Raw genomic sequence first — 22,849 nt, forward strand, 5'->3', positions numbered from 1 at the left:
CGGGAAGATCCGGCATGTCATGCTACGCAACCGTTCAACCGACGCGCAAATAACATACCGATGAAAAGCCCAAGATCTTATCCGTTTTGTCTTTTCGAGTCAAACACTTAAGTCCGCATCCGGAATCCCGTTTGCGACCCGCCATTCCAGCCTTTGGTTGAACATGTCAGATTCCCTGAATCGCCCGCCCCGCCTCGTTCTCGCGTCGAGTTCACGCTATCGCCGCGAACTGCTTGAACGCCTGCGGATCCCGTTCGATGTCATCGTGCCGGATATCGACGAGACGCCGCTTGCCGACGAAAGTCCGACGACGACCGCGTTGCGGCTCGCCGAAGCCAAGGCGCGCGCCGTCGTGGCGCTTCATGCTGCGGGCGAGGCGCGCACGCTCGTCATCGGTTCCGATCAGGTCGCCACTTACGATGGCCTCCAGATCGGCAAACCAGGCACGCACGAGAAAGCGCTCGCCCAACTACAGGCGATGCGCGGCCGCGAAGTGCTGTTTCATAGTGCGCTGTGCCTGTTCGACAGCGGTTCCGGCGCAGCCCAAACGCTCGACGTCGTCACGCATGTGCGGTTCCGGAACATGCCGGACACCGATCTGGAAGCCTATCTGCGAGCAGAAACGCCCTACGACGTCGCGGGCAGCGCAAAATCGGAAGGGCTCGGCATCGCGCTTCTCGAAGCGATCGAGTCGGACGATCCGACTGCGCTGATCGGCCTTCCGCTGATCGCGCTCACCCGCATGCTCCTCGCGGCCGGTTACCCACTTTTTGGTGCACGATGAGCGGCGTTCTCTACCTGATCCCCAACACCCTCGGCGAAGGCGACGCGGACGCACTCGCAGCGGTCCTTCCCGCGCCGGTTCGCGCGCAGGCAGCCGCACTGCACTACTACATCGGCGAAAACGCGAAGACGACCCGGGCATTCCTGAAGAAAGTCGGCACCGAACGGCCGATTCAGGAAATCGAGATTCGCGAACTGAACGTCAACACGCCGGCTGGCGAGATCGAAAAGCTGCTGGCGCCGATCCTCGCCGGCACGGATGCCGGTCTTGTTTCCGAAGCGGGATGCCCGGCGGTCGCCGATCCCGGTGCGCTGCTCGTGCGGCGCGCGCACGAGCGCGGCGTCAAGGTCGTGCCGTTGGTCGGGCCGAGTTCGATTCTGCTGGCGCTGATGGCGTCCGGCCTGAACGGCCAGAGCTTTGCGTTTCACGGCTACCTGCCGGTCGATGCGGCGGAACGGGCGAAGCGTCTGCGTGAACTCGAACAGCAGTCGCGCAAGGCGAAGCAGACGCAGATCTTCATCGAGACGCCCTACCGGAACCGCGCGCTGCTGGATACGTTGATCGCGACCTGCGCGCCCTCGACGCTCGTGTGTGTTGCGGTCGATCTGACGTTGCCCGAGGAAACCATCGCGAGCCGCCCGGTAGCCGACTGGAAGAAGGCGCCGGCCATCGATCTGCACAAGCGTCCGGCAATTTTCCTGCTGCTGGCGGTTTAAGCGACGAGCGCGACGGCGGTCGGGGCGCACGCCAGTCAACCAGACCGCGCCGTCCACACGCCTGTCGATCAGCGCAGGCTCAACTTCCCGCCCGCGATCATCGCGTGCACGCCCGCCGCACCCACGGCCGCGCCGAACTTTTTCGCGACGCGATCGGTGATGCTTTCCTTGACCGTATAGTCAACGATATCCGGCGCCTTGATCACCTCGCGCGCGACGTAGTCCGTATCGCCAAGGGCGTCCGCAAGACCCAGTTCGATGCTCTCCTGGCCCGTCCAGAAAAGGCCCGAGAACACATCCGGCGTCTCATGAAGACGCTTGCCGCGGCCCTGACGCACCGCGTCGATGAACTGCGCATGGATCTGGTCGAGCATCTGCTGGGCATGGACGTCCATCTTCGGCGTCTCCGGCGAGAACGGATCGAAAAATCCCTTGTTCTCTCCCGACGTGTGCAGCCGGCGCTGCACACCAAGCTTGTCCATCAGCCCGGTAAAGCCAAATCCGTCCATCAGCACGCCGATCGAACCGACGATGCTCGCCTTGTCGACATAGATCTTGTCCGCCGCGGCCGCCACGTAATAGCCACCCGACGCGCACATATCATCGACCACGACATACAGCGGAATGGACGGATATTTGCCACGCAGACGGCGAATCTCGCGGTTGATGATGCCCGCCTGCACCGGGCTGCCGCCCGGGCTGTTGATGCGCAGGATCACGCCGGCCGTGCCGTCGTCGTCGAATGCGTTAGCGAGCGCGGTGTCGATGTCTTCCGCGTTCGCGTTCGTATCGGACGAAATCTCGCCGTCCAGCGACACGAGCGCCGTGTGCCGCCCGGTCGTCGACACATGTTCGCCGCTGAAGTCGAACACGCCCCACACCAGCAGCGCCAGCACCGCGAGAAACACGAAGCGGAAAAAGATTTTCCAGCGCCGTGCCGCGCGCTGTTCAGTGATGGCGGCGAGCGCAATGCGCTCGAGCGCGGCGCGCTCCCAGCCGGGCTCCGACCCGGGCGGGCGTCGCTCCGAACCAGCGGGTTCGATGGGGTCAGGATTTTGATTGTCGGCCATGCGTCGCAGGAAGAAGGGTCAAGGGGTGACCGGACGCAAATGGTCGTCCGGAAGCCAGAACACGGCGCGGCCTTCAGGCGTGTCGCGTTCGTCGACCTCGACGGGACGCAGCCTGCCGCCACGACACGGACCGCCGACACACCGACCGGTGTCCGGCGCATAAATCGCACCGTGCGTAGCGCACATCAAGTATAAACCGGACGATTCGAAGAACTGCCCTTCGGACCAGTCGAGCTCCATCGGTACGTGCGCGCAGCGATTCAGGTAGCCGTACGCGCGGCCATCGTAACGTACGAAGAATACAATTGCCTCCCCACCGCCGTAGGTCGCGGCGTGACGCACGCCCGCGCCGCCGTCGACCAGCTCATCGGAGGCACAGATCCTGACCGGATCGTTCGTCGCGCAGCTCATGCGTTTTCGCGCAGCCAGGAAGACAGGGAGCCGACGCTGTCGGCGACAAATTTCGGCGTGAGCGCCGTCAGCGACGCGGCCGGATGTGCGCCATATCCCACGCCGATCCCTGCGACACCCGCGTTGATCGCCATCTGCAGATCGTGCGTCGTATCGCCCACCATGACGGTTCGCGCCAGATCCTGCCCCAGTTCGCGCGTGAGTTCATGCAGCATCGCGGGATGCGGTTTGGAGAACGTTTCGTCGGCGCAGCGCGTGCCGTCGAACAGGCTCGTCAGGCGGCTCTGGTCGAGCGCACGGTTCAGCCCGACGCGGCTTTTGCCCGTCGCGACGGCCAGCAGGTAACCTGTCTCCCGCAATTCCTGCAGCATTTCGCGCACGCCGTCGAACAGCTCGGTGATCTGATCCTTGACCAGATAGTGAAAGCGATAGCGCTCGGCAAGGCGCGGATAGTCAGCCGGATCGAGCGTCGGCGCAGCGATCTGGAGCGCGTCGCGCAGGCCCAGACCGATCACATAGCTCGCGGCCTCGTCGCCAGGCACGGGCAGACCAAGATCGCGACACGCTGCCTGGATGCTGCGCGTGATGTGGGCGGTCGAATCCATCAAGGTGCCGTCCCAGTCAAAAATGATCAGGTCAAATTGCTCTCGAGCCATGCGTGTTCGTCTCGTTATGTGGTTGATCACGTAATGCAGTCAGCTGGTCGACGAAGCGCCGGCATTCCGCCGGCAGCGGCGCATCGAACTGCAGCGTGTCGCCGGTGGCGGGATGCTTGAGCTTCAGCCGGTAAGCGTGCAAAAACATACGCTTGAGCCCCGGATTCGCGTTCGAGCGCGCCAGCGCCTTGTTCAGCGCGAAGTCGCCATATTTGGCGTCGCCGACGATCGGCAGCCCCAGATGCTGCAGATGCACGCGAATCTGATGCGTGCGGCCCGTCTTCAGTTCCGCCTCGAGCAGCGCGTATTCAGGCCAGCGATCGATCAGATTGAACACCGTATGCGACGGCAGGCCGTCCAGCTGCACGCGCACGCGCCGCTCGCCTTCCGGGGTCAGATATTTGTGCAGCGGTTCCTTCACCGCGCGCCGGCGCCCCCAGTCGCTCGCCCAGTCGCCGTGGACGCACGCATAGTACCGCTTGTCCATCTGGTTCTCGCGAATCTGTTCGTGCAGGCCGACGAGTGCCGCCCTTTTTTTCGCGAGCATCAGCACGCCGGACGTCTCCCGGTCGAGCCGATGCACCAGTTCGAGGAATTTCGCCTGCGGACGCGCCTCGCGCATCTGCTCGATGACGCCAAAGGCAACACCACTGCCACCGTGGACGGCGACGCCGGCCGGTTTGTCGATCACGAGCATGTGATCGTCTTCGAAAAGGATCTTGAAGTCCGCAGACGGCACCGGCGCGTGCGCGGTAGCTTCGGTGCCCTGCGCGATCCGGATCGGCGGCACACGGACCAGATCACCCAGTTGCAGGCGATATTGGGCGTCGACCCGACCCTTATTCACCCGCACTTCGCCGCTGCGCAGGATCCGGTAGATATGGCTTTTGGGCACGCCTTTACAGACGCGCAAAAGGAAGTTGTCGATGCGCTGTCCGGCCGCGCCGTCGTCGATCTCGACCATCGAGACCTGGTCGCTTGCGACCCCGCTGTTGAGCGATTTCTGGGATATTTTGCCTAACTCTTTCATTATGAATATAATTTGCCCAGCAGTCTGCAAGGCCGGCGCATTGGACCGGTGCATTTAACCGGCGTATCGCGCCGGAATGCGGGCGGATTGCGCAGGTGCAAGCGATAAACCGTTATTTTACTTGCGCCGGGGTCTGGCTGCTCACCCTGAAAATGAGATGCAGCGAGTTGCACGCGCGGAATCAGCACCCGGCAGGGACGGCGCCCACAGGCGCGTTCGGTCACGGTCGGTTCCGACGGTAACGGAATGTTGGTAAAAAAGAATTTATCCGGTGAGCGTAGGTCGCGGGCGGTTTGATGGCCCCGCGTGATGCTCCTGGTTGCGAATATACGGCGTGCGCCCGAGCGCGTCCTGCAGAGAGTGCGGGACATGGCGACGTCAAAATGAGGTGAGACACCCCGAGTGGGAAGTCGGGCGTTTTGAGCAAGCTTCCCGCTGCGGCATGGCCGCAGCCTTCGTCCGGATGGTCCTGCGCATAGCTGGCGCGCCGGAAGGACACATGAAGGCGATGCAGGTCGGACTGCCAGAACCCGCGGCGTGTCGTGCCGTTATTTGAAGCCGTATTCGCGTGTGCCCAGCGGCTCCGTGTCCGTATGCCGGACCGGCCGTATCTGGCAATTCTCCCACCATCGTTCCCGCTCCAGCGTGCTTGTGAAAACACAATAAGGCGCGGCATGCCGCTGTCCTCGACGTTCTGGCTGACAACCGGAACGCGGGCAGGCAGAGCCGCTCTGGAGCCGTTCAATGAAACGCATGCTGTTTAATGCGACGCAGCAGGAAGAACTGCGCGTCGCCATCGTCGATGGGCAAAAACTCATCGATATCGATATAGAAACCGCCGGCCGCGAACAGCGCAAAGGCAATATCTACAAGGGCGTCATTACCCGCATCGAGCCGTCGCTCGAAGCCTGTTTCGTCAACTATGGCGAAGATCGCCACGGTTTTCTGCCGTTCAAGGAAGTCGCCCGCCAGTATTTCCGTGACGGCGTCGACATGCGCTCCGCACGCATCCAGGATGCGCTGCGCGAAGGCCAGGAACTGATCGTTCAGGTCGAAAAGGAAGAACGCGGCAACAAGGGCGCAGCCCTCACCACGTTCATCTCGCTGGCCGGCCGTTACCTCGTGCTGATGCCGAACAACCCGCGCGGCGGCGGCGTGTCGCGCCGGATCGAAGGCGACGACCGTCAGGAGCTGCGCGAAACCATGGCGCAGCTGCAACTGCCGGAAGGCATGAGCATCATCGCGCGCACGGCCGGGATCGGCCGTTCCGCCGAAGAGCTGCAGTGGGACCTGAACTACCTGATGCAGCTGTGGCGCGCGATCGAAGCTGCGTCGCAAAGCGGCTCGTCGGGTCAACCGATGCTGATTTATCTCGAATCGAGCCTGGTTATCCGCGCGATTCGCGATTACTTCCAGCCGGATATCGGCGAAATCCTGATCGACACCACCGAAATCCATGACCAGGCACGCGCCTTCATGGACATCGTGATGCCGGACAATGTCAGCAAGGTGAAGCGGTATCACGACGATGTGCCGCTTTTCTCGCGCTTCCAGATCGAACACCAGATCGAAACGGCGTACTCGCGTACGGTGCCGCTGCCGTCGGGCGGCGCGATCGTGATCGACCACACCGAAGCGCTCGTCGCGATCGACGTGAACTCGGCCCGCGCCACCAAGGGCGCCGACATCGAGGAAACCGCCGCGCGCACCAACCTCGAAGCCGCCGACGAAGTGGCCCGCCAGTTGCGTCTGCGCGACCTGGGCGGCCTGATCGTGATCGACTTCATCGATATGGAATCGGCCAAGAGCCAGCGCGAAGTCGAGCAGCGCCTGAAAGATGCGCTGAAGCACGACCGTGCGCGTGTCCAGATGGGCAAGATCTCGCGCTTTGGCCTGATGGAACTGTCGCGTCAACGTCTGCGTCCGGCCCTGTCGGAAGGCAGCCACGTGACGTGCCCGCGCTGTAACGGCACGGGCCACATCCGCGATACCGAATCGTCCGCGCTGCAGGTGCTGCGGATCATTCAGGAAGAAGCGATGAAGGAAAACACCGCGGCCATTCATTGCCAGGTGCCGGTCGAAGTGACCGCCTTCCTGCTGAACGAAAAGCGCGCGGAAATCAACAAGATCGAATCGCGCTTCAAGGTCAACGTCGTGTTGATCCCGAACAAGCACCTCGACACGCCGCACTACAAGCTCGAGCGCCTGCGTCACGACGATGCGCGCCTCGACGATCCGCGCGCTTCGTGGAAGATGGCCGAAGAAGCGGCTCGCGAGCTGGAATCGGAAACCGGTTACAGCAAGCGTACCGAAGAAGTGAAGCCGAAGCAGGAAGCAGCGGTCAAGGGCATCACGCCCGAAAAGCCGGCACCGAGCGCGCCTGTCAGGCCGGTAGCGGCAACTCCGGCGCCTGTCGCCGTGACACCGGCAGGGGGTGGGTTCATCGGCTGGCTGAAGAACCTGTTCGGCGTGGCGCCGGCAGCGCCTGCTCCGGCACCGGCTCAGGCCGAAAAGCCGACGCGTCCGGCACGTGGTGAACGTGCGGAGCGTGGCGAGCGTACAGGTGAGCGTGGTGGCGATCGCAACCGCAATCGTCGCGGTGGCGCAGGGGGTCGCGATGCGGCCGGCCGTGGTGAAGGCGCGACCGGTGGCCGTCAGGGTCAACCGGCGCAGCGTCAGGAACGCGAAGGCCGCGAGCCGCGTGAAGGTCGCGAAGGCCGTGAGGCACGCGAACCGCGCGAGCAACGTGAACCGCGTGAAGCACGTGAGCCGCGCAACGGTCGCGAGCCGCGTGAGGCACGTGAAGGCCGTGAGCCGCGCGAAGGTCGCGATGGCCGTGGCGAGCGTGGTCAGGAACGCGGCGAACGCGTAGAAGCAAACGAAGGTGCACAGCGCGCCGAGCGTGGCGAACGCCAGGAACGCGGCGAGCGCCGCGAACGGGGCGAGCGTCGCACCCGCCAGCCGCAGGAAGGCGTGGAAGCGCTGAATCAGGACGCAGCACTGGAAACGGCCCTGCCGGCACAGGCAGATGTCACTGAGGGCGGTGCTCCGGTCGATCAGGAAGCGGTTGCGCGCGATGGCGAAGAGCGTCGCCGTCGCCGTCGCGGTCGTCGCGGTGGTCGTCGCGAGCGCGAGGAAGACGGCTCGAACGTCAATCTGGCCGCCGATGTCGCCGAAGCAGAAGGCGATACTGTCAGCGCCGCAGCCGATGCCCCGGTGCGTATGCCGGAACAGCGCGTCGAACGTAGCGAAGCAAACGATGTGACGCCGGTGGAAGCCGCCGTCGCAGCAGTCGCGACGCAAACCGCCGTCGTCTCTGAACTGCACGCGTCGGCCGAAACGCCGGCGCTCGCCGTCGAAAAGGCTGCGAAGTCGGAGACGGTCGTGCCAGCCGATGAAGCACCGGTTGCTCATGCTGCGCCAGCAGTTGAAGCGCCGGCAGCGGCTTACGTCGAACCGGCTCCGGTGGAAATTGCTCCGGTTGCTCCGGTTGCTCCGGTTGCTCCGGTTGCTCCGGTTGCGCCCGCGGCGCCCGTTGCACCGGCTGTCAGCGAAGCGGTCGCGCAAGCCGGGCAGGTTGCGCACACGGCAGCGCTGGTCGTCGAAACGCAAGCTGAACCAATGCCTGCGCCGGTTCACGACGCAGGTATCGAAGCCGTCGCTGTCGTTCAGGCGCCGCAAGCCGAGGTCCGCGCCGAACCGCAACCGGTCGCTGTTGAAGTCCCGGTTGCCGCAGTGGAAGCGCCCGTCGCTGCAGTTCAGGCGCCGGTAGCCGCAGCCCCGGTCGTGGCACGCGAAGCATCGCGCTCGAACGGCCTGTCGGCCGAAGCCCTCCAGCCGGTGCTCGAAAAGGCCGGTCTCGTGTGGGTGAACACGGACGCCGACAAGCTGCGCGCCGCGCAGGAAGCGGCGGCCCAGACCGTCAAGCCGGCACGCGTCGCACGCGAGCGCAAGCCGCTTCCGCCGGTCGACAGCGCGCCGATGCAGCAGGTCGAAACCGCAAAACACTCGCAGTAAGCTTCACCGCTGGATGCAGAAAGCTCGCCCTCACCGGCGGGCTTTTTGTTTTTTGGGCAGGACACGCGCGCCTGGCGTGCGCCAGCTCCGATACCAGGTATGTCCCCATGTCGCGCAGGCCGGGGGCAGCGAGCACCCCGTTTCCGCTAGAATGAATATCTAGCCGACACGAAAGCGACCATGTCCCGACGCATCATCCCTGTTGCCGATGTCAGCGCGATTCCGGATTTCTCCGGTCCCGCGCACGCGCCGCGTGGCGAACTGACGGATACGCTTGCCCGGCCGCTACGCGACCTGCGCATCTCGGTCACCGATCGCTGCAACTTCCGGTGTGTCTACTGCATGCCGCGCGCGGTTTTCGACAAGGACTATCCGTTCCTGCCGCACGGCGCCCTGCTCACGTTTGAGGAAATCGAGCGCCTCGCGCGCGTATTCGTCGAACATGGCGTGGAAAAAATCCGTCTGACGGGCGGCGAACCGCTGCTGCGCAAGAACCTCGAATTCCTCATCGAACGCCTCGCCGCGCTGAAAACAGCCGATGGCCGTCCGCTCGATCTCACGCTCACCACCAATGGATCGCTGCTCGCCCGCAAGGCGCAAAGTCTGAAGGACGCGGGCCTGACGCGCGTCACCGTCAGTCTCGACGCGCTCGACGATGCGTTATTCCGCCGGATGAACGACGCCGACTTCTCGGTCGACGACGTGCTGAAAGGCATTGAAGCCGCGCACGGGGTCGGCCTCGCGCCCCTCAAGGTGAACATGGTCGTGAAGCGCGGCACGAACGACACCGAAATCGTCCCGATGGCGCGCCACTTCAGGGGCACGGGCGCGGTACTGCGTTTCATTGAATACATGGACGTCGGCACGTCGAACGGCTGGAATATGACCGAAGTCCTGCCTTCCGCCGACGTCGTTGCGCGCATCGATGCGGACCTTCCCCTTGTGCCGCTCGAAGCGCATAGCGCCGCTGAGACCGCCCAGCGCTGGGGTTACGCTGACGGCAGCGGTGAGATCGGTGTCATCTCCAGCGTCACGCGTGCGTTCTGCGGAAGCTGCACGCGCGCGCGGCTGTCGACCGAAGGCAAGCTTTACCTGTGCCTGTTCGCCTCGTCCGGACACGATCTGCGCGCGCTGGTGCGCAACGGCGCCAGCGACGCCGACATCGCCACCGCGGTGGCCCGTATCTGGCACACGCGCGCCGACCGCTATTCGCAGCTGCGCGGCAGCGCCAGCGCGACCCCGAACGCGACGGACGAGCGGCGCGTCGAAATGTCGTACATCGGCGGCTGAGGCCGTCGCGTTCATGTCGATCCCCACCGGACAGATCACCGGACTCGTTCTCGCAGGCGGACGCGGTACGCGCATGGGCGGCCTCGACAAGGGCCTGCAACGGCTGCACGGCGAGCCGCTTGCGCTTCATGTGCTGAGACGCCTCGCGCTGCAGACCGGGCCGCTGTTGATCAGCGCCAATCGCCATGCCGACCGCTACGCCGAACTGGGCGAGCCATTCGGCGCGACGGTCATCGGCGACACGTTGCCGGATTTCCCGGGCCCGCTGGCCGGACTGCTGGCTGGGCTGCGCGCGGCGAAAACGGAGTTCGTGCTGAGTGCGCCCTGCGACACGCCGAATCTGCCCGCCGATCTCGCCCGGCACCTGGCGGAGGCACTCGAAGCCAACACGGCCGACATTGCCACAGCCACGACCCGCAATGTGAATGGCGAAGTCTCGATGCACCCGGTGATCGCGCTGTTACGCACATCGCTCGCCGACGATCTCGCGGCCTTTCTGGCGGCTGGCGAGCGCAAGGTCCGCGCGTGGTACGCGCGCCACACGACCGTCGAAGTCGCCTTTGCGGACGGGCGCGCGTTTTACAATGCCAACTCCTTGCAGGAACTCGCCGATCTCGAACGGGCATAAGACCTTGCGCAGCTGCAAAAGCCGCCTCCGGCCGCACGCGTCACGAGACGATCGCCGGACCCGCATCCGGCCGCGACGCTTCTCCACCCATGACCACGCCTAACGACTTTTCACGTTGTATCGTCCAGTACGACCCTCACGCGCTGCCTGTTTCCTCGGCGCAGGCAATCGTGCGCGAGTGGGCGAGCCCCGTGACGGCCGTCGAACGCGTGCCGCTGCACGACGCGCTCGATCGCGTGCTGGCTGAAGACATCGTTTCGCCGATCAGCGTACCCGCGCACGACAACTCGGCGATGGACGGCTACGCCTTCGACGGCGCGGTGCTCGCCGGCGCATCGCTTACGGGACAACCGGGCACGATCGGATTGCGGGTCGCCGGGAAGGCGCTCGCAGGCCACGCGTTCGAGCGCACGATCAAGACAGGCGAATGCGTGCGCGTGATGACCGGCGCGCTGATCCCGTCCGGCTGCGACACCGTCGTGCCGCAGGAAGTCGTGACTCGCGAAGGCGAGACGATCCATTTCCCTGCGAACGCGTTGACGTGCGGCGCAAACCGCCGCCTCGCCGGCGAAGACCTCGCGCAGGGCCAGCCCGCGCTGCGCGCAGGCCGTGTCGTGCGTGCGTCCGACCTCGGCCTGCTGGCGTCGCTCGGCATCGGTGAAGTGTCAGTCCGCCGACGTCTGCGTGTCGCGTTCTTTTCGACCGGCGACGAACTGCGCTCGCTCGGTGAGCCGCTCGATCCCGGTTGCGTGTACGACAGCAACCGTCACACGCTTTTCGCGATGCTCCGCCGGATGAACATCGTCGCGCTCGATCTCGGCGTCGTCCGCGATGAACCGGCCGCGCTCGAAGCGGCCTTGCGCAACGCCGCCGAAAGCGCGGACGTCGTGCTGACGTCCGGCGGCGTGTCGGTCGGCGAAGCGGATTTCACGAAGCAGCTGGTGCGCACCTTCGGCGACGTCGCGTTCTGGAGTCTCGCGATGCGCCCAGGGCGGCCGCTCGCGTTCGGGCGCGTCTGGTCGGGCGGCCGGCCGGGCGCCGGTCAGCCGGCGCTGTTCTTCGGCCTGCCGGGCAACCCCGTCGCGGTCATGGTGACCTTCTACCAGATCGTGCGCGAAGCGCTCATCGTCATGTCGGGCGCCACGGTGCCGCCGCAGCCGGTGATCACGGCAACCAGCACGCAGGCCATTCGCAAACGTGCGGGGCGCACCGAGTTCCAGCGCGGCGTCGCGACGCGCGATGAGTACGGCCAGTGGCGCGTCACGCCAACCGGCTCGCAAGGCTCCGGCGTGCTCAGCTCGATGAGCGAAGCGAACTGTTTCCTCATGCTCGCTCACGAGCAATCCGACATCGATGCAGGCGACGCCGTCGACATCATGTTGTTCGACGGCCTCGTCTGAACACCTCATTTCCACGAAACCACTACGACCAGCGGGTTTGATTCAAATGAAAAAGCAGATCTCCTTCATCGCGCCGGGACAGACCGCCAAGGCGCTGATCCTGGTCTATCTGACGTTCAGCGTGCCGATCGTGCTGCTGGGCGTACTGGTCGCGTTCATCCGCTATGGCTCGGTCGAACTGAGTACCGTGTTCAGCGCACTGCTTCTGAACGCAATTCTCGGCTTCATCCTGCTGTGGATTGCCTGCCACGCGTACAACTGGGTTGCGTCGCGCTTCGGCGGCATCGAGATCCATCTGTCCGACGCGCCGGAAGAAGCGTAATGGCCGCGAACATCCGCGCAGCGACGCCCGCCGATATCAGCGCGATCTTCGCGCTGATCTACGAGCTGGCCGAGTTTGAAAAGCTCACGCATCTGTTCGTCGCCACCGAGCAAGGTCTGCACGATGCGCTGTTCGGCGACAGGCCGTCTTCGGAAGCGCTAGTCGCGGAAGCGGACGGACGCATCGTCGGCTTCGCGCTGTTCTTCCACAACTTCTCGACGTTTCTCGGCCGCCGCGGGTTGTATCTCGAAGATCTGTACGTGCAACCGTCGCAACGCGGTACGGGCCTTGGCACCGCGATGCTGCAGCATCTCGCGGCACTGGCCGTCGAGCGCCAGTGCGGACGCTTCGAATGGTCCGTGCTGGACTGGAACCAGCCGGCCATCGACTTCTACGAGAAGATGGGCGCAAGCGTGATGCCCGACTGGCGCATCGTGCGCATGACGGGCGATGCGCTCGAACGGCTGGCGGCGTCGGGCGGCGTCAAGGCGGACTGATTTTCGCGACGTCGGGTAATGCCGGGACAAGCTGATTTCCGTCACCCACGCTCGTATGGCGAGGTCGCTTTTGATCGCCCCGCCTGATCGCCGGCGTCAAAACGTTTCATGCGCGCGGCTCACCAGACGCAGCGCGCTTGGACCTGCGTCACGGTTCGTCCGCATCCGCGCCTGAAAGCGCGTCGCCGAGCAGACCGCTCGCCTCTTCTCCTGGCAACGCTTCGACGTCGCGCAATTTGCGGTTCATGACACGCGTGCGCGTTTCCGCCTGTTCGATCGAACGCGTGACGGTTTCCAGTTGCGACTTCGTCTTCGCCAGCACGTCGCCGAACTTGCCGAACTCCGTCTTCACCGCGCCCAGCACCTGCCAGACCTCGCTCGAACGCTTCTCGATGGCAAGTGTGCGGAAGCCCATCTGCAGACTGTTCAGCAACGCGGTCAGCGTCGTCGGGCCAGCGATCGTCACGCGATAGTCACGCTGCAAAAGATCGGTGAGACCGGGGCGACGCAGGATCTCGGCGTAGAGCCCTTCGGTCGGCAGGAACAGCAACGCGAAATCGGTCGTGTGCGGCGGCGATACGTATTTCTCCGCGATCGTGCGCGCCTCGGCTCGAATGCGTGCTTCGAGCGCGCGCGACGCTTCTTCGACGGCCACCGGATCAGCCCGCTCCTGCGCTTCGATCAGACGCTCGTAATCCTCGCGCGGGAATTTTGCGTCGATCGGCAGCCATACGGGGATGGCGACGCCGTCGCCCGAATCGTGCCGGCCCGGGAGCTTGATCGCGAATTCGACGCGGTCGCCACTTTTCGGAATCGTCGCGACGTTCTTCGCATACTGATCGGCCGTCAGCAACTGCTCGAGCAGTGCTTCGAGTTGCACTTCGCCCCATGTGCCGCGCGTCTTCACGTTCGTCAGCACCTTCTTGAGGTCACCGACGCCCGCTGCCAGCGTCTGCATCTCGCCCAGCCCGCGATGCACCTGTTCCAGCCGGTCCGACACCTGCTTGAACGATTCGCCGAGGCGTTGTTCGAGGGTCGCATGCAGCTTTTCGTCGACCGTGCGACGCATCTCTTCGAGCTTCGTCGAGTTGTTCGCTTCGATGTCCTTCAGGCGCTGCTCGATCGTTGCGCGCACTTCGGCAAAGCGCCGGTCGTTCGCTTCGGTCAGTTGCCCAAGCTGCATGGTCAGCGTATCGCCGAAACGCTTTAGCGTCACACCCTGCTCTTCCCGCGCCTGCAGCGACTGCTGCTGCAAACTTTGCCGTACGGCTTCGAGCTGCTGCGCGTTCGACTCGGTGAGTTTCACGAGTTGCTGCGCAAAGCCGTCGATCTGGCTGTTCTGCACAGTCGCGATACTCGTGAGCTGCGAAGCAAGCGTCTGCTGGAATTGCGAAAAGCCGCCGGCCAGTTCCAGACGCGATGTGCGTGCCGTTTCTGTGATCTCGTTGCGCAATTCACGTTCGAGCCGTTCATAGGCGCGTGTCTGCGCGCCAGCGGTATCGGTCATGCGTTCGCCGAGTTCGGCGAAGCGATCTTCCCCGTTTGCAGCGTTACGGCCGCGCATCAACACCAGCAGGGCAATGACAAGCGCAACCGCCAGAATGACGACGGCCGCGAGCAGAATAGTGGTCATGTACGCACTTTCCCCAGCACTTCAGGATTGATTGGATTGGGCGGCTGGCCGGCGCGCGGACCCGCGCCGAGCGCCGCGATGAGGTTATCCGCCGCGAGATTCGCCATCGCGCGGCGCGTGGCTTCCGTCGCGCTCGCGATATGCGGCGTGAGCACCACGTTCGGCACGGTGAGCAGGTCGGGATTCAGCTTCGGTTCGCCTTCGAAAACGTCGAGGCCAGCCGCCGCGATGCGCTTTGCGCGCAATGCTTCCACGAGCGCCGCGTCATCGACGATACCGCCCCGGGCGATATTGGTCAGCGTCGCGGTCGGCTTCATCAGGACAAGTTCGGATGCGCCAATCGTGTGATGGCTTTCCTTCGTGTATGGCAGCACGAGCACGACGTGATCGGCGCGACGCAGCAGTTCTTCCTTCGATACGTACTGCGCATTCAAATCTGCTTCAATCTCCGGCGCGACGCGCGAACGGTTGTGATAGATCACCTGCATGTTGAACCCGCGCGCGCGGCGCGCGAGCGCCTGGCCGATGCGTCCCATACCGATGACGCCGAGAGTCGACCCGTACACATCGCCGCCGAGGAAACTGTCGTAGTTCCATTTCTGCCAGTGACCCGCGCGCAACCAGTGTTCCGACTCGGCAACGCGGCGCGCCGCCGCCATCATCAGCGCCCAGCCGAAATCGGCCGTCGATTCGTTCAGCACGTCGGGCGTATTCGTGCCGAGCACGTTCGCGCGGTTGAACGCTGCCATGTCGAAATTGTTATAGCCGACGGCCATGTTGGCCACCACGCGCAGCCGCGGCGCGGCGGCGAGTGCGGCCGCGCCCACCGGGTCACCGGCAGTCAGCGCGCCGTCCTTGTCGGCGAGCCGACGCGCGAGTTCGTCGACGCTGAGTACATCGCCGTTATTCCAGTCGACATCAAAATACTGCTTGAGCCGATCGATCACGTCCGGAAAGATCGGACGCGCCACAAGAATCTTCTGCATTGCCATTCTCCGGGTTTCCCGCCGGCGCCGCCTGTACCGGGCGCTGGCCTCATTACGTTGCTATAGGTACAGAATCGACACGGAATCAGAAAAACAGCCAGGTCGTCACCAGGAACACCGGCATCAACACGACCACAGCCCAGCCGAGATACGCGAAAAAACCTGGCATACGCACGCCGCGCGACTCCGCGATCGCTTTCACCATGAAGTTCGGCGCGTTGCCGATATAGCTGTTCGCGCCCATGAACACCGCACCCGCCGATATCGCCGCGAGCGTCGTGGCGCCGGTGGTCATCAGCGTCTGCGCGTCGCCGCCGGCCAGGTTGAAAAACACCAGATAGGTTGGAGCGTTATCCAGAAACGACGACAGCACACCCGTCGCCCAGAAATACATCGCGTCGTGCGGCTGGCCCGACGCGTCGTTGACCAGATGAACGATGCCCGCGAACGCACCGGCCTCGCCCGCACGCAGGATGACGATGACCGGCGCGATCGTCACGAAGATACCGGCGAACAGTTTCGCCACTTCCTCGATGGGTGCCCAGTTGAAATCGTTGCCCGCGCGCGCGGCGCGCGGCGTGATGGCGAGCGACACGAGCGTCACCACGATCAGCGCGGCGTCGCGAACGGCGTTTTGCAGCGCGACGTGCGTGCCGAACACGTTGAACTCGGTGCCCGGTTTCCACAGGCCGCTCATCAGCACCAGCGCGATCACCGCGCCAAGCAGCACGAAATTGATCTTGCCGTCGAGACCGAACGGCGCCGAATCCGGCGTTGGATCGAGGAACGGTTTGCGCGCTTCTTCGCGACGACGAAAATAGTAGGAATCGAGCGCATAAAACACGGTAAGCAGGACGACGCAGATAAACAGCATCGGCAGAGCGAGATGCGTCGTAGTCCAGAAAAAGCTCACGCCGTTCAGGAAGCCGAGGAAAAGCGGCGGGTCGCCGAGCGGCGACAGCGAGCCACCGGCGTTGGCGACCAGAAAGATAAAGAACACAACAACATGCACGACGTGCTTGCGGTTGTCGTTCGCGCGCAATAGCGGGCGAATCAGCAGCATCGCCGCGCCCGTCGTGCCCATGATGCTGGCGAGCACGGTGCCGAGCGCGAGAATGCCCGTATTGAGCCGTGGCGAGCCATGCAGATTACCGCGCACGCAGATGCCGCCCGCTACGGTATAGAGCGTGGCAAGCAATACGATGAACGGTATGTATTCTTCGAGCAGCGCATGTACGAGCGTGCCGAACGCGGCGTCCGCGCCGAAGGCCACGGCGAACGGCACGAGAAATGCGGCTGCCCACGCCGCCGCGATCTTGCCAAAGTGGTGATGCCAGAACGCTGGCGCGACGAGCGGGAAGATCGCGATCGAAAGCAGTACGCCAGCAAACGGCACGCCCCAGAGCGCGGAAAGCGTTGCGCCGTCTGGCGTGGCAGCAGAAGCAAATTGCGGGAACGTCACAAGCATGGCGACAAGCGCCATGCCCGCGTGAGACGCGGTACGTCTTTTCATATCAGAATCCGGTTTGAGATCTGCGGGCGAGCCGCGCGGCGCTTCACGCGCCACGTACGACAATGGCATGAACCCGGTAAGGGCCATGTGCGCCGAGCACAATGGTCTGTTCGATATCGCCGGTACGCGACGGTCCGGACACAAAATTGACCGCGCGCGGCAACTCGCCGCGTTCGGCACGGATCAGGCGAAACGCGTCCTCATGACCCGCGACGATGCAGGATGCGGGGACGATTGCAACATGCGTTTCCGGCAGGAGGCCAGCGGATGCGTACGTTTCCGGTCCGGAAAGCAGTACCAGCGTGCCGGTCTCCGCCGTTGCGCAAAAACAGCCGGTAATGCCAACGAGATCGGGATCCTCAGGCTTGCGGAATTCCACCGTCATGCCAGCATCGGCCCACGCGAGGTCGCGCAGCGTCTGCCACGCGATGGCCTGCACCCGCAGGCCATGCTCCGACAGATAACGATGCACGGCAGCGGGAACGTCGTTCAACGTATTGATTTCTTCAACTGTGGTCGACATCCTGCGCGCTTCATCGACGAACCGTGCGACGAGGTCATCGGGCATCGGTGGACGCGGACCTTCAGGATGGCGCGCAAGGTAATCCGCGGCGGCCTCGCGTTCGGATGCGGCAGGCTCGGCCGGGCGGCCCTGCGCTGCACGTATGCGAGCCAGAATGTTGCGGCGGGCAACCGATGTGTCCATGTGCAATCCTCGTGTCGATGACCATGACCTTGCGGTATCGACAGAATTATACCGGCCGCCCTTCTCGCGAACACCCGCCCGGATGGCCATGTTCGCGCACTTCGATACCGCTTTACTTCGCGGCTTCTTCTTCGGGCGTCTCGATGCCGAACACCTGACGCAGATAGGCGAGATAGGCCTTGTCGTCGCACATGTTCTTGCCCGGCGAATCGGACAGTTTCGCGACAGGCTGACCGTTGCAGCGGACCATCTTGATCACGATCTGCAGCGGGTTATAGCCGAGATCGTTAGTGAGATTGGTGCCGACGCCGAACGCCAGCTTGCAGCGTCCGCGGAACCGTTCGTACAGCTGCAGCACCTTCGGAATATCGAGTGCATCCGAGAACACGAGAATCTTCGTGCGCGGGTCGCAACGGTTCGCCTCGTAATGCTTGAGCAGCCGCTCGCCCCAGTCGAACGGGTCGCCCGAATCGTGGCGCGCTCCGTCGAACAGCTTGCAGAAGTACATGTCGAAGTCGCGCAGAAACGCCCGCATGCCATAGACATCCGACAGTGCAATGCCGAGGTCGCCGCGATATTCCTTGGCCCACATTTCGAAGCCGAAGATCTGCGAATCGCGCAGGCGCGGGCCCAGCGCCTGGCACGCCTGCAGGTACTCATGCGCCATCGTGCCGAGCGGCGTCAGGCCGTGTTTCAGCGCATAGAACACATTGCTCGTGCCCGCGAACTGCTCCCCGAGGCCATCCTTCAACGTGAGGATCACCTCTTCGTGCCACTGCTTCGAGAAACGGCGGCGCGTGCCGTAGTCGGCAATCTTGCATTCCGCGAATTCCGGACGGGCGCCCAGCAGCTTGATCTTCTCGCGCAGGCGTTCGCGACCTTCGGTGTAATCCGGCTTCTGCTGCGTATTGCGGAAATACACCTCGTTGACGATGGCGAGCATCGGAATCTCGAAGAGAATCGTATGCAGCCACGGCCCCTTGATCTCAATGTCGATCTCGCCATTGCCCTTCTCCGATGGCTTGATCGAAATGTATTTTTCGCTCAGGTGGAAAAGCGCGAGAAATTCGATGAAATCGCCCTTGATAAAGCGCATGCGGCGCAGGTAATCGAGCTCGTCGTCCGAGAAACGCAAATGGCAGAGCTGGCGAACCTCATCGCGAATTTCGTCGATATACGGTACAAGGTCGACATCAGGTGTCCGGCAGCGGAACTTGTATTCCACATTCGCTGCGGGGAAATGATGCAGAACAACCTGCATCATCGTGAACTTGTACAGATCAGTATCGAGCAGCGAATTAATAATCATATTGAGCAAGCCGGACTGCTAATAATCGGAGAAGGCCACAGCGGGCGCTCCATGCCTCGGACGGGCCGACCTGTCTCATGTTACCCGAATGCGCGTCGCCCCACGGCCCGAAGTGCGCTCTGCCGGATGGCCAGCGCAGTGGCGTCCGGAGCAGTCTGACCGCAGCGGCAATCGCAGCCACAACCGCCCCCACAACCACAGCCACAGTCACGACGGCGACGACAACCCGCGCACGCCATAAACTAATCACGAAACGATATAAACCCTGTTGACCGCTACCCTATGCGCCTCTTGACGTTACGCTACAATAGCGCTTTTGGCGTTTCGCCTTCCCAGATACCGCATGCAGGAGCTGCCTGAATGACTCACGTTGTGACCGAAAGCTGCATCAAGTGCCGCTATACCGACTGCGTTGATGTGTGCCCGGTGGACTGCTTTCGCGAAGGTCCCAACTTCCTCGCGATCGACCCCGACGAGTGCATCGACTGTGCTGTGTGTGTCGCCGAGTGCCCGGTGAATGCAATCTATGCCGAAGAGGACGTGCCGGGCGACCAGCAGGACTTCATTCCGCTGAACGCCGATCTCGCGAAGGGCTGGCCGAGCATCACAAAGACGAAAGCACCGCTGCCGGAAGCCGACGAATTCAAGGATGTGAAGGAAAAGCTGGCACTGCTCGAGCGTTGAGCGGCGCGGGTTTGCAGCCCGCCCTGGCGTACGCCAGGCGTAATGGAAGTGCGGCCAGGATGAGCAAAAGCTATTGACAGGCCCTGAAGCACCCCATACAATTTCGCTTCTCTGCTGTTGTTGTTCCCCGATAGCTCAGTCGGTAGAGCGCCGGACTGTTAATCCGTAGGTCCCTGGTTCGAGCCCAGGTCGGGGAGCCAAGAATTGCAAAGGCCCGTTAGCCATAACGGGCTTTTTTACGTGAAAGTAGTACCGCAGAGTAGTACCGCATCGTTGCACTGCTGTTCCCCGATAGCTCAGTTGGTAGAGCGCCGGACTGTTAATCCGTAGGTCCCTGGTTCGAGCCCAGGTCGGGGAGCCAAGAATTGCGAAGGCCCGCATCGTTGCGGGCCTTTTTGTTTTTGCGCCCACTGGTTTTTCGCGGCAGCCTCGATCATCAGCTCGACGCGCCGCTGGCCGCCATCCACACGACCGTCAACGATCGCACGCCCTGCGCGCCGCGAATCAGCACGCCTTCGATGTCCGCCGTTGCCGACGGGCCGGTCACAAGCACCGCGTAACGCGCATCACGAAAATCCGGCTGACGGTACACGTCCTGCAAGCCGTCGACGAGCTGGGCCGGGTCGAGCAGGACGACGAGATGCTGCGCCAGATAGCCGAGCGCATTCACGACATACTCTTTCTCGCTGAACCACACCGAGCCGGTCTCCGCGACGCCGAAGCGCGCGCGGACGACGCCCACGTCGACGTCCTCCAGCGAAGCCGGCGGCGTGTTTGCATCCATCGCGCGCGTGCCCTGCACTTCGGGCGTCGCGCTGCAGATCACCACATTCGCGCCGAATCGCGCATCGAGCAGCGCGTGCACGTCCGTGGCCGACGCCGCCTCGACGCACGTTCCACCCATCGCCCCAAGCGCCGCGGTGAAACGCTCGCACAGGTCGCCACCGGGCGAAGCGAACAGCGGCACGTCGGGCAGCGCGCGCGCCGCAGGCTGCGCCGCGCGCACTCTGGCGAGGAAAGCATCACGCGTCGCCATCCCGGCCTCCGCGATTTTTTTTGTACCACTCGTGGAAAGTCATTTTCGGCGCGTCCGGCAGTTCACGCTGCCGGCCCCAGATATTGAGCGGGTTATACAGCACGAAATTCGGCAACCGCCGCAGCGCGCCGCCCAGCGACGCGATCGTCGCGCGATACAGCGTGGGGCTCGCGAGCAGACGCCCCGCAATTTTCAGTACTTCCTTCTTCACGAACGGCACCTCGTGGCGCACCGCGATCACTTCGCGCCACTTGTAGATCTGCTCGTGGATGTTGATCTTCACCGGGCACACGTTCGTGCAGCTGCCGTTCAACGTCGACGCAAACGGCAACGCGCTATATCGCTTCAGATCGAACGTCGGATTGATGATCGCGCCGATCGGCCCCGAATACGTGCCGCCATACGACAGACCGCCGCTGCGCCGATACACGGGGCACGTATTCATGCAGGCGCCGCAGCGGATGCACTTGAGCGAATACCAGAAATCCTCCATCGCGAGCCGTTCGGCCCGGCCGTGATCGACGAGGATAAAGTGCATCTCCGCGCCCGGCCGCGGCGCGCGAAAGTGCGACGTGTACTGCGTGACCGGCGAGCCGAGCGCGCTGCGCGACAGCATCCGCACGAACACGCCAAGATCGGATATTCGAGGGATCAGCTTCTCGATTCCGATCGACGCGATATGCAGCGGCGGCACGTTCGCCGACAGATCGGCATTGCCCTCGTTCGTACAGACGACCACCGTGCCCGTCTCCGCCACCGCGAAGTTGCAGCCGGTCATGCCGGCCGTCTTTTCGCGCACGAAGTACGGCCGCGTGTTCATGCGCTGGCTTTCGGCGAGATAGTGAATGTCGCTGTTCTCCGGATCGGTGCCGATCGTGCGGCCGAACAGTTCGGCCACGTCGCCGCGCAGCTTGTGCACCGCCGGCACCACCATGTGGCTCGGATCCTGATGATCGAGCTGCTGGATGCGCTCGCCGAGGTCGGTCTCCATCACCGTGATGCCGCGCGGCTCCAGATAGTCACGCATCGCGCACTCGTCGGTGAGCATCGACTTGCTTTTGACGAGCGCCGTCATGCCGCGTTCGGACATGATCCGGTAGACGATCTCGTTGTGCTCTTCCGCCGTCGCCGCCCAGTGGACCACGACACCGTTGGCTTCAGCCGCGCTGGCGAACTGTTCGAGATACGCCGAAAGATGCGAAAGCGTGTGCTCCTTGATGCCCGACGCCAGTTCGCGCATCGTTTCCCATTCGGCGATGCCGTGCGCCTGCACGTCGCGCTTCTGGCGCAAATCCCACAGGCGCCTGTCGTGAAACGCGACGTGCTCTGACTTCGCGATGAAGTCGCCGGCCGCCTTCGCATGATCGATCCGCTTCATTCGCGCGCTCCGTTCAGCACCTGCGCGATATGGATGAAGCGGGCGTCCGCCTTCATCCGTTCGGCGCAGCCCTGTTGATGCATCAGACACGACATGTCGCCCGAGACGATGTATTGCGCGCCCGCGTTCAGGTGATCGCGGACCTTGTCCTGGCCCATGCGAACCGAGACAGGCTCTTCGGTCACCGAGAACGTGCCGCCGAAGCCGCAGCATTCGTCGGGCCGCGTGAGGCTGACGAACTCGACGCCTTTCACGCCCTGCAACAGCGTGCGCGGCTTCGAAGACGGCACGCCGGCGATCTCGGAGACAGATCCTTCCCGCAGATGCCGCAACGCGCTGCAACTATTGTGCAGCCCGACGCGGTGCGGAAACTCGGCCCACGGAAACTCCCGCGCGCCGACCACGTCATGCAGGAATTCGACGAGTTCGTAAGCGTTTGCGCGGACTTTGGTGACTTCATCGGTCTGCCCGATCGCCGTGAGGTGTTCCCGCACGTGATGAATACAGCTCGCCGACGGCCCGACGATGTAGTCATAGCCCGCGAAGTTGCGCGCGAACACGCGCTCGGCGCCGGCCGCCTCGATCTGCGCGCCGCTGTTGGCCATCGGCTGGCCGCAGCAGGTCTGCTCCTGCGGATAATCGACCTCGATGCCAAAACGCTCGAGCAGTTCGAGCGTCGCGATGCCGACTTCCGGATAGAACGCATCGATGAAACAGGGAATGAAAAGCGCGACTTTCATGGGGAAACCAGAGGAGTTGAACAAGACGCTGCCATGCGGCGAC

Annotated in this window: 21 protein-coding genes and 2 tRNA genes; 11 read left to right on the top strand and 12 right to left on the bottom strand. The window is 63.6% G+C overall.

The annotated features are described in order from the left end of the window. Positions 1 to 163: 163 nt before the first annotated feature. Together P3T21_RS15590 and P3T21_RS15595 are read left to right on the top strand one after the other, a co-directional pair. On the top strand, positions 164 to 784 hold the full coding sequence (locus P3T21_RS15590) for a Maf-like protein (RefSeq protein ID WP_429256818.1): 621 nt from the start codon (positions 164 to 166) through the stop codon (positions 782 to 784). Further along, positions 781 to 1,500: an SAM-dependent methyltransferase gene (locus P3T21_RS15595; protein WP_429256819.1), complete on the top strand. Its 720-nt coding sequence runs from the start codon at positions 781 to 783 to the stop codon at positions 1,498 to 1,500. The genes P3T21_RS15590 and P3T21_RS15595 overlap by 4 nt, the downstream gene beginning before the upstream one ends. Before the next feature lie 68 nt (positions 1,501 to 1,568). Here P3T21_RS15595 and P3T21_RS15600 read toward each other — a convergent pair whose 3' ends face one another. The 4 genes from P3T21_RS15600 to P3T21_RS15615 are packed head-to-tail and all read right to left on the bottom strand — an operon-like array spanning position 1,569 to position 4,667. Continuing rightward, positions 1,569 to 2,570, bottom strand: a complete 1,002-nt coding sequence (locus P3T21_RS15600; RefSeq protein WP_429256820.1) for a S49 family peptidase — start codon at positions 2,568 to 2,570, stop codon at positions 1,569 to 1,571. A gap of 18 nt (positions 2,571 to 2,588) precedes the next feature. Then, complete coding sequence (locus P3T21_RS15605; protein WP_429256821.1) at positions 2,589 to 2,981, bottom strand: Rieske (2Fe-2S) protein; 393 nt, start codon at positions 2,979 to 2,981, stop codon at positions 2,589 to 2,591. Next, positions 2,978 to 3,637 (bottom strand): HAD-IIIA family hydrolase, encoded by a 660-nt coding sequence (locus tag P3T21_RS15610; RefSeq protein ID WP_429256822.1) that lies wholly within the window; start codon positions 3,635 to 3,637, stop codon positions 2,978 to 2,980. Before P3T21_RS15610 ends, P3T21_RS15605 begins: the two co-directional genes overlap by 4 nt. Continuing rightward, on the bottom strand, positions 3,618 to 4,667 hold the full coding sequence (locus P3T21_RS15615) for an RluA family pseudouridine synthase (protein ID WP_429256823.1): 1,050 nt from the start codon (positions 4,665 to 4,667) through the stop codon (positions 3,618 to 3,620). Before P3T21_RS15615 ends, P3T21_RS15610 begins: the two co-directional genes overlap by 20 nt. A 744-nt stretch (positions 4,668 to 5,411) precedes the next feature. Between P3T21_RS15615 and P3T21_RS15620 the strand changes: the two genes are divergently transcribed. The 6 genes from P3T21_RS15620 (at position 5,412) to P3T21_RS15645 (ending at position 12,821) form a co-directional block, all read left to right on the top strand. Continuing rightward, positions 5,412 to 8,684: an Rne/Rng family ribonuclease gene (locus P3T21_RS15620; protein WP_429256824.1), complete on the top strand. Its 3,273-nt coding sequence runs from the start codon at positions 5,412 to 5,414 to the stop codon at positions 8,682 to 8,684. 180 nt (positions 8,685 to 8,864) lie between these two features. Next, positions 8,865 to 9,974, top strand: coding sequence for a GTP 3',8-cyclase MoaA (moaA, locus tag P3T21_RS15625; RefSeq protein ID WP_429256825.1), 1,110 nt, complete (start codon positions 8,865 to 8,867; stop codon positions 9,972 to 9,974). A gap of 13 nt (positions 9,975 to 9,987) precedes the next feature. Further along, on the top strand, positions 9,988 to 10,602 hold the full coding sequence (mobA, locus tag P3T21_RS15630) for a molybdenum cofactor guanylyltransferase MobA (RefSeq protein ID WP_429256826.1): 615 nt from the start codon (positions 9,988 to 9,990) through the stop codon (positions 10,600 to 10,602). A gap of 89 nt (positions 10,603 to 10,691) precedes the next feature. After that, positions 10,692 to 12,002 carry a molybdopterin molybdotransferase MoeA gene (gene moeA, locus P3T21_RS15635; RefSeq protein WP_429256827.1) on the top strand — a complete coding sequence of 437 codons (1,311 nt, stop codon included), beginning with the start codon at positions 10,692 to 10,694 and terminating at the stop codon, positions 12,000 to 12,002. Between the two features lie 46 nt (positions 12,003 to 12,048). After that, a complete protein-coding gene (locus tag P3T21_RS15640; protein ID WP_331595941.1) occupies positions 12,049 to 12,324 on the top strand; it encodes a hypothetical protein in 276 nt (91 codons plus the stop codon). Continuing rightward, positions 12,324 to 12,821 carry an N-acetyltransferase family protein gene (locus tag P3T21_RS15645; RefSeq protein WP_429256828.1) on the top strand — a complete coding sequence of 166 codons (498 nt, stop codon included), beginning with the start codon at positions 12,324 to 12,326 and terminating at the stop codon, positions 12,819 to 12,821. Before P3T21_RS15640 ends, P3T21_RS15645 begins: the two co-directional genes overlap by 1 nt. A 148-nt stretch (positions 12,822 to 12,969) precedes the next feature. On the opposite strand, the gene P3T21_RS15650 is transcribed toward P3T21_RS15645, so the two are convergent. The 5 genes from P3T21_RS15650 to pncB all read right to left on the bottom strand — a co-directional run bounded on the left by P3T21_RS15650 (position 12,970) and on the right by pncB (position 18,968). Beyond that, positions 12,970 to 14,454 (bottom strand): DNA recombination protein RmuC, encoded by a 1,485-nt coding sequence (locus tag P3T21_RS15650; protein WP_429256829.1) that lies wholly within the window; start codon positions 14,452 to 14,454, stop codon positions 12,970 to 12,972. Beyond that, on the bottom strand, positions 14,451 to 15,440 hold the full coding sequence (locus P3T21_RS15655) for a 2-hydroxyacid dehydrogenase (RefSeq protein ID WP_429256830.1): 990 nt from the start codon (positions 15,438 to 15,440) through the stop codon (positions 14,451 to 14,453). Before P3T21_RS15655 ends, P3T21_RS15650 begins: the two co-directional genes overlap by 4 nt. Positions 15,441 to 15,525: 85 nt before the next feature. Then, positions 15,526 to 16,953: a sodium:proton antiporter gene (locus P3T21_RS15660; protein WP_429256831.1), complete on the bottom strand. Its 1,428-nt coding sequence runs from the start codon at positions 16,951 to 16,953 to the stop codon at positions 15,526 to 15,528. Positions 16,954 to 16,996: 43 nt separating this feature from the next. Then, positions 16,997 to 17,659, bottom strand: a complete 663-nt coding sequence (locus P3T21_RS15665; RefSeq protein ID WP_429256832.1) for a LutC/YkgG family protein — start codon at positions 17,657 to 17,659, stop codon at positions 16,997 to 16,999. A gap of 112 nt (positions 17,660 to 17,771) precedes the next feature. Then, a complete protein-coding gene (gene pncB / locus P3T21_RS15670) occupies positions 17,772 to 18,968 on the bottom strand; it encodes a nicotinate phosphoribosyltransferase (RefSeq protein ID WP_429256942.1) in 1,197 nt (398 codons plus the stop codon). A 360-nt stretch (positions 18,969 to 19,328) separates the two neighbouring features. On the opposite strand from pncB, the gene fdxA reads away from it, so the two are divergent. The 3 genes from fdxA to P3T21_RS15685 all read left to right on the top strand — a co-directional run bounded on the left by fdxA (position 19,329) and on the right by P3T21_RS15685 (position 20,013). Next, on the top strand, positions 19,329 to 19,652 hold the full coding sequence (gene fdxA, locus P3T21_RS15675) for a ferredoxin FdxA (RefSeq protein WP_429256833.1): 324 nt from the start codon (positions 19,329 to 19,331) through the stop codon (positions 19,650 to 19,652). A gap of 124 nt (positions 19,653 to 19,776) precedes the next feature. Beyond that, positions 19,777 to 19,852 (top strand) — tRNA-Asn (locus P3T21_RS15680). Positions 19,853 to 19,937: 85 nt separating this feature from the next. Further along, positions 19,938 to 20,013: transfer RNA gene (locus tag P3T21_RS15685), tRNA-Asn, on the top strand. Between the two features lie 75 nt (positions 20,014 to 20,088). On the opposite strand, the gene P3T21_RS15690 is transcribed toward P3T21_RS15685, so the two are convergent. Genes P3T21_RS15690 through P3T21_RS15700 form a run of 3 tightly spaced genes read right to left on the bottom strand, consistent with a single transcriptional unit; the run spans position 20,089 to position 22,806 of the window. Beyond that, positions 20,089 to 20,688 (bottom strand): LutC/YkgG family protein, encoded by a 600-nt coding sequence (locus P3T21_RS15690; protein ID WP_429256834.1) that lies wholly within the window; start codon positions 20,686 to 20,688, stop codon positions 20,089 to 20,091. Beyond that, positions 20,675 to 22,066: a lactate utilization protein B gene (locus P3T21_RS15695; protein WP_429256835.1), complete on the bottom strand. Its 1,392-nt coding sequence runs from the start codon at positions 22,064 to 22,066 to the stop codon at positions 20,675 to 20,677. Before P3T21_RS15695 ends, P3T21_RS15690 begins: the two co-directional genes overlap by 14 nt. Next, entirely contained in the window at positions 22,063 to 22,806 is a 744-nt protein-coding gene (locus P3T21_RS15700) for a (Fe-S)-binding protein (RefSeq protein ID WP_429256836.1), read from the bottom strand. Before P3T21_RS15700 ends, P3T21_RS15695 begins: the two co-directional genes overlap by 4 nt. Positions 22,807 to 22,849 lie beyond the last annotated feature (43 nt).

It is taken from the genome of Paraburkholderia sp. GAS334 (genome assembly GCF_050436625.1).
Taxonomy (GTDB): Bacteria; Pseudomonadota; Gammaproteobacteria; order Burkholderiales; family Burkholderiaceae; genus Paraburkholderia.

Bases quoted from the DNA above. Each gene is read 5' to 3' on its own strand.
- P3T21_RS15590 (WP_429256818.1), top strand. From the start codon at position 164: ATGTCAGATTCCCTGAATCGCCCGCCCCGCCTCGTTCTCGCGTCGAGT.
- P3T21_RS15595 (WP_429256819.1), top strand. From the start codon at position 781: ATGAGCGGCGTTCTCTACCTGATCCCCAACACCCTCGGCGAAGGCGAC.
- P3T21_RS15600 (WP_429256820.1), bottom strand. From the start codon at position 2,570: ATGGCCGACAATCAAAATCCTGACCCCATCGAACCCGCTGGTTCGGAG.
- P3T21_RS15605 (WP_429256821.1), bottom strand. From the start codon at position 2,981: ATGAGCTGCGCGACGAACGATCCGGTCAGGATCTGTGCCTCCGATGAG.
- P3T21_RS15610 (WP_429256822.1), bottom strand. From the start codon at position 3,637: ATGGCTCGAGAGCAATTTGACCTGATCATTTTTGACTGGGACGGCACC.
- P3T21_RS15615 (WP_429256823.1), bottom strand. From the start codon at position 4,667: ATGAAAGAGTTAGGCAAAATATCCCAGAAATCGCTCAACAGCGGGGTC.
- P3T21_RS15620 (WP_429256824.1), top strand. From the start codon at position 5,412: ATGAAACGCATGCTGTTTAATGCGACGCAGCAGGAAGAACTGCGCGTC.
- moaA (WP_429256825.1), top strand. From the start codon at position 8,865: ATGTCCCGACGCATCATCCCTGTTGCCGATGTCAGCGCGATTCCGGAT.
- mobA (WP_429256826.1), top strand. From the start codon at position 9,988: ATGTCGATCCCCACCGGACAGATCACCGGACTCGTTCTCGCAGGCGGA.
- moeA (WP_429256827.1), top strand. From the start codon at position 10,692: ATGACCACGCCTAACGACTTTTCACGTTGTATCGTCCAGTACGACCCT.
- P3T21_RS15640 (WP_331595941.1), top strand. From the start codon at position 12,049: ATGAAAAAGCAGATCTCCTTCATCGCGCCGGGACAGACCGCCAAGGCG.
- P3T21_RS15645 (WP_429256828.1), top strand. From the start codon at position 12,324: ATGGCCGCGAACATCCGCGCAGCGACGCCCGCCGATATCAGCGCGATC.
- P3T21_RS15650 (WP_429256829.1), bottom strand. From the start codon at position 14,454: ATGACCACTATTCTGCTCGCGGCCGTCGTCATTCTGGCGGTTGCGCTT.
- P3T21_RS15655 (WP_429256830.1), bottom strand. From the start codon at position 15,440: ATGCAGAAGATTCTTGTGGCGCGTCCGATCTTTCCGGACGTGATCGAT.
- P3T21_RS15660 (WP_429256831.1), bottom strand. From the start codon at position 16,953: ATGAAAAGACGTACCGCGTCTCACGCGGGCATGGCGCTTGTCGCCATG.
- P3T21_RS15665 (WP_429256832.1), bottom strand. From the start codon at position 17,659: ATGGACACATCGGTTGCCCGCCGCAACATTCTGGCTCGCATACGTGCA.
- pncB (WP_429256942.1), bottom strand. From the start codon at position 18,968: ATGATTATTAATTCGCTGCTCGATACTGATCTGTACAAGTTCACGATG.
- fdxA (WP_429256833.1), top strand. From the start codon at position 19,329: ATGACTCACGTTGTGACCGAAAGCTGCATCAAGTGCCGCTATACCGAC.
- P3T21_RS15690 (WP_429256834.1), bottom strand. From the start codon at position 20,688: ATGGCGACGCGTGATGCTTTCCTCGCCAGAGTGCGCGCGGCGCAGCCT.
- P3T21_RS15695 (WP_429256835.1), bottom strand. From the start codon at position 22,066: ATGAAGCGGATCGATCATGCGAAGGCGGCCGGCGACTTCATCGCGAAG.
- P3T21_RS15700 (WP_429256836.1), bottom strand. From the start codon at position 22,806: ATGAAAGTCGCGCTTTTCATTCCCTGTTTCATCGATGCGTTCTATCCG.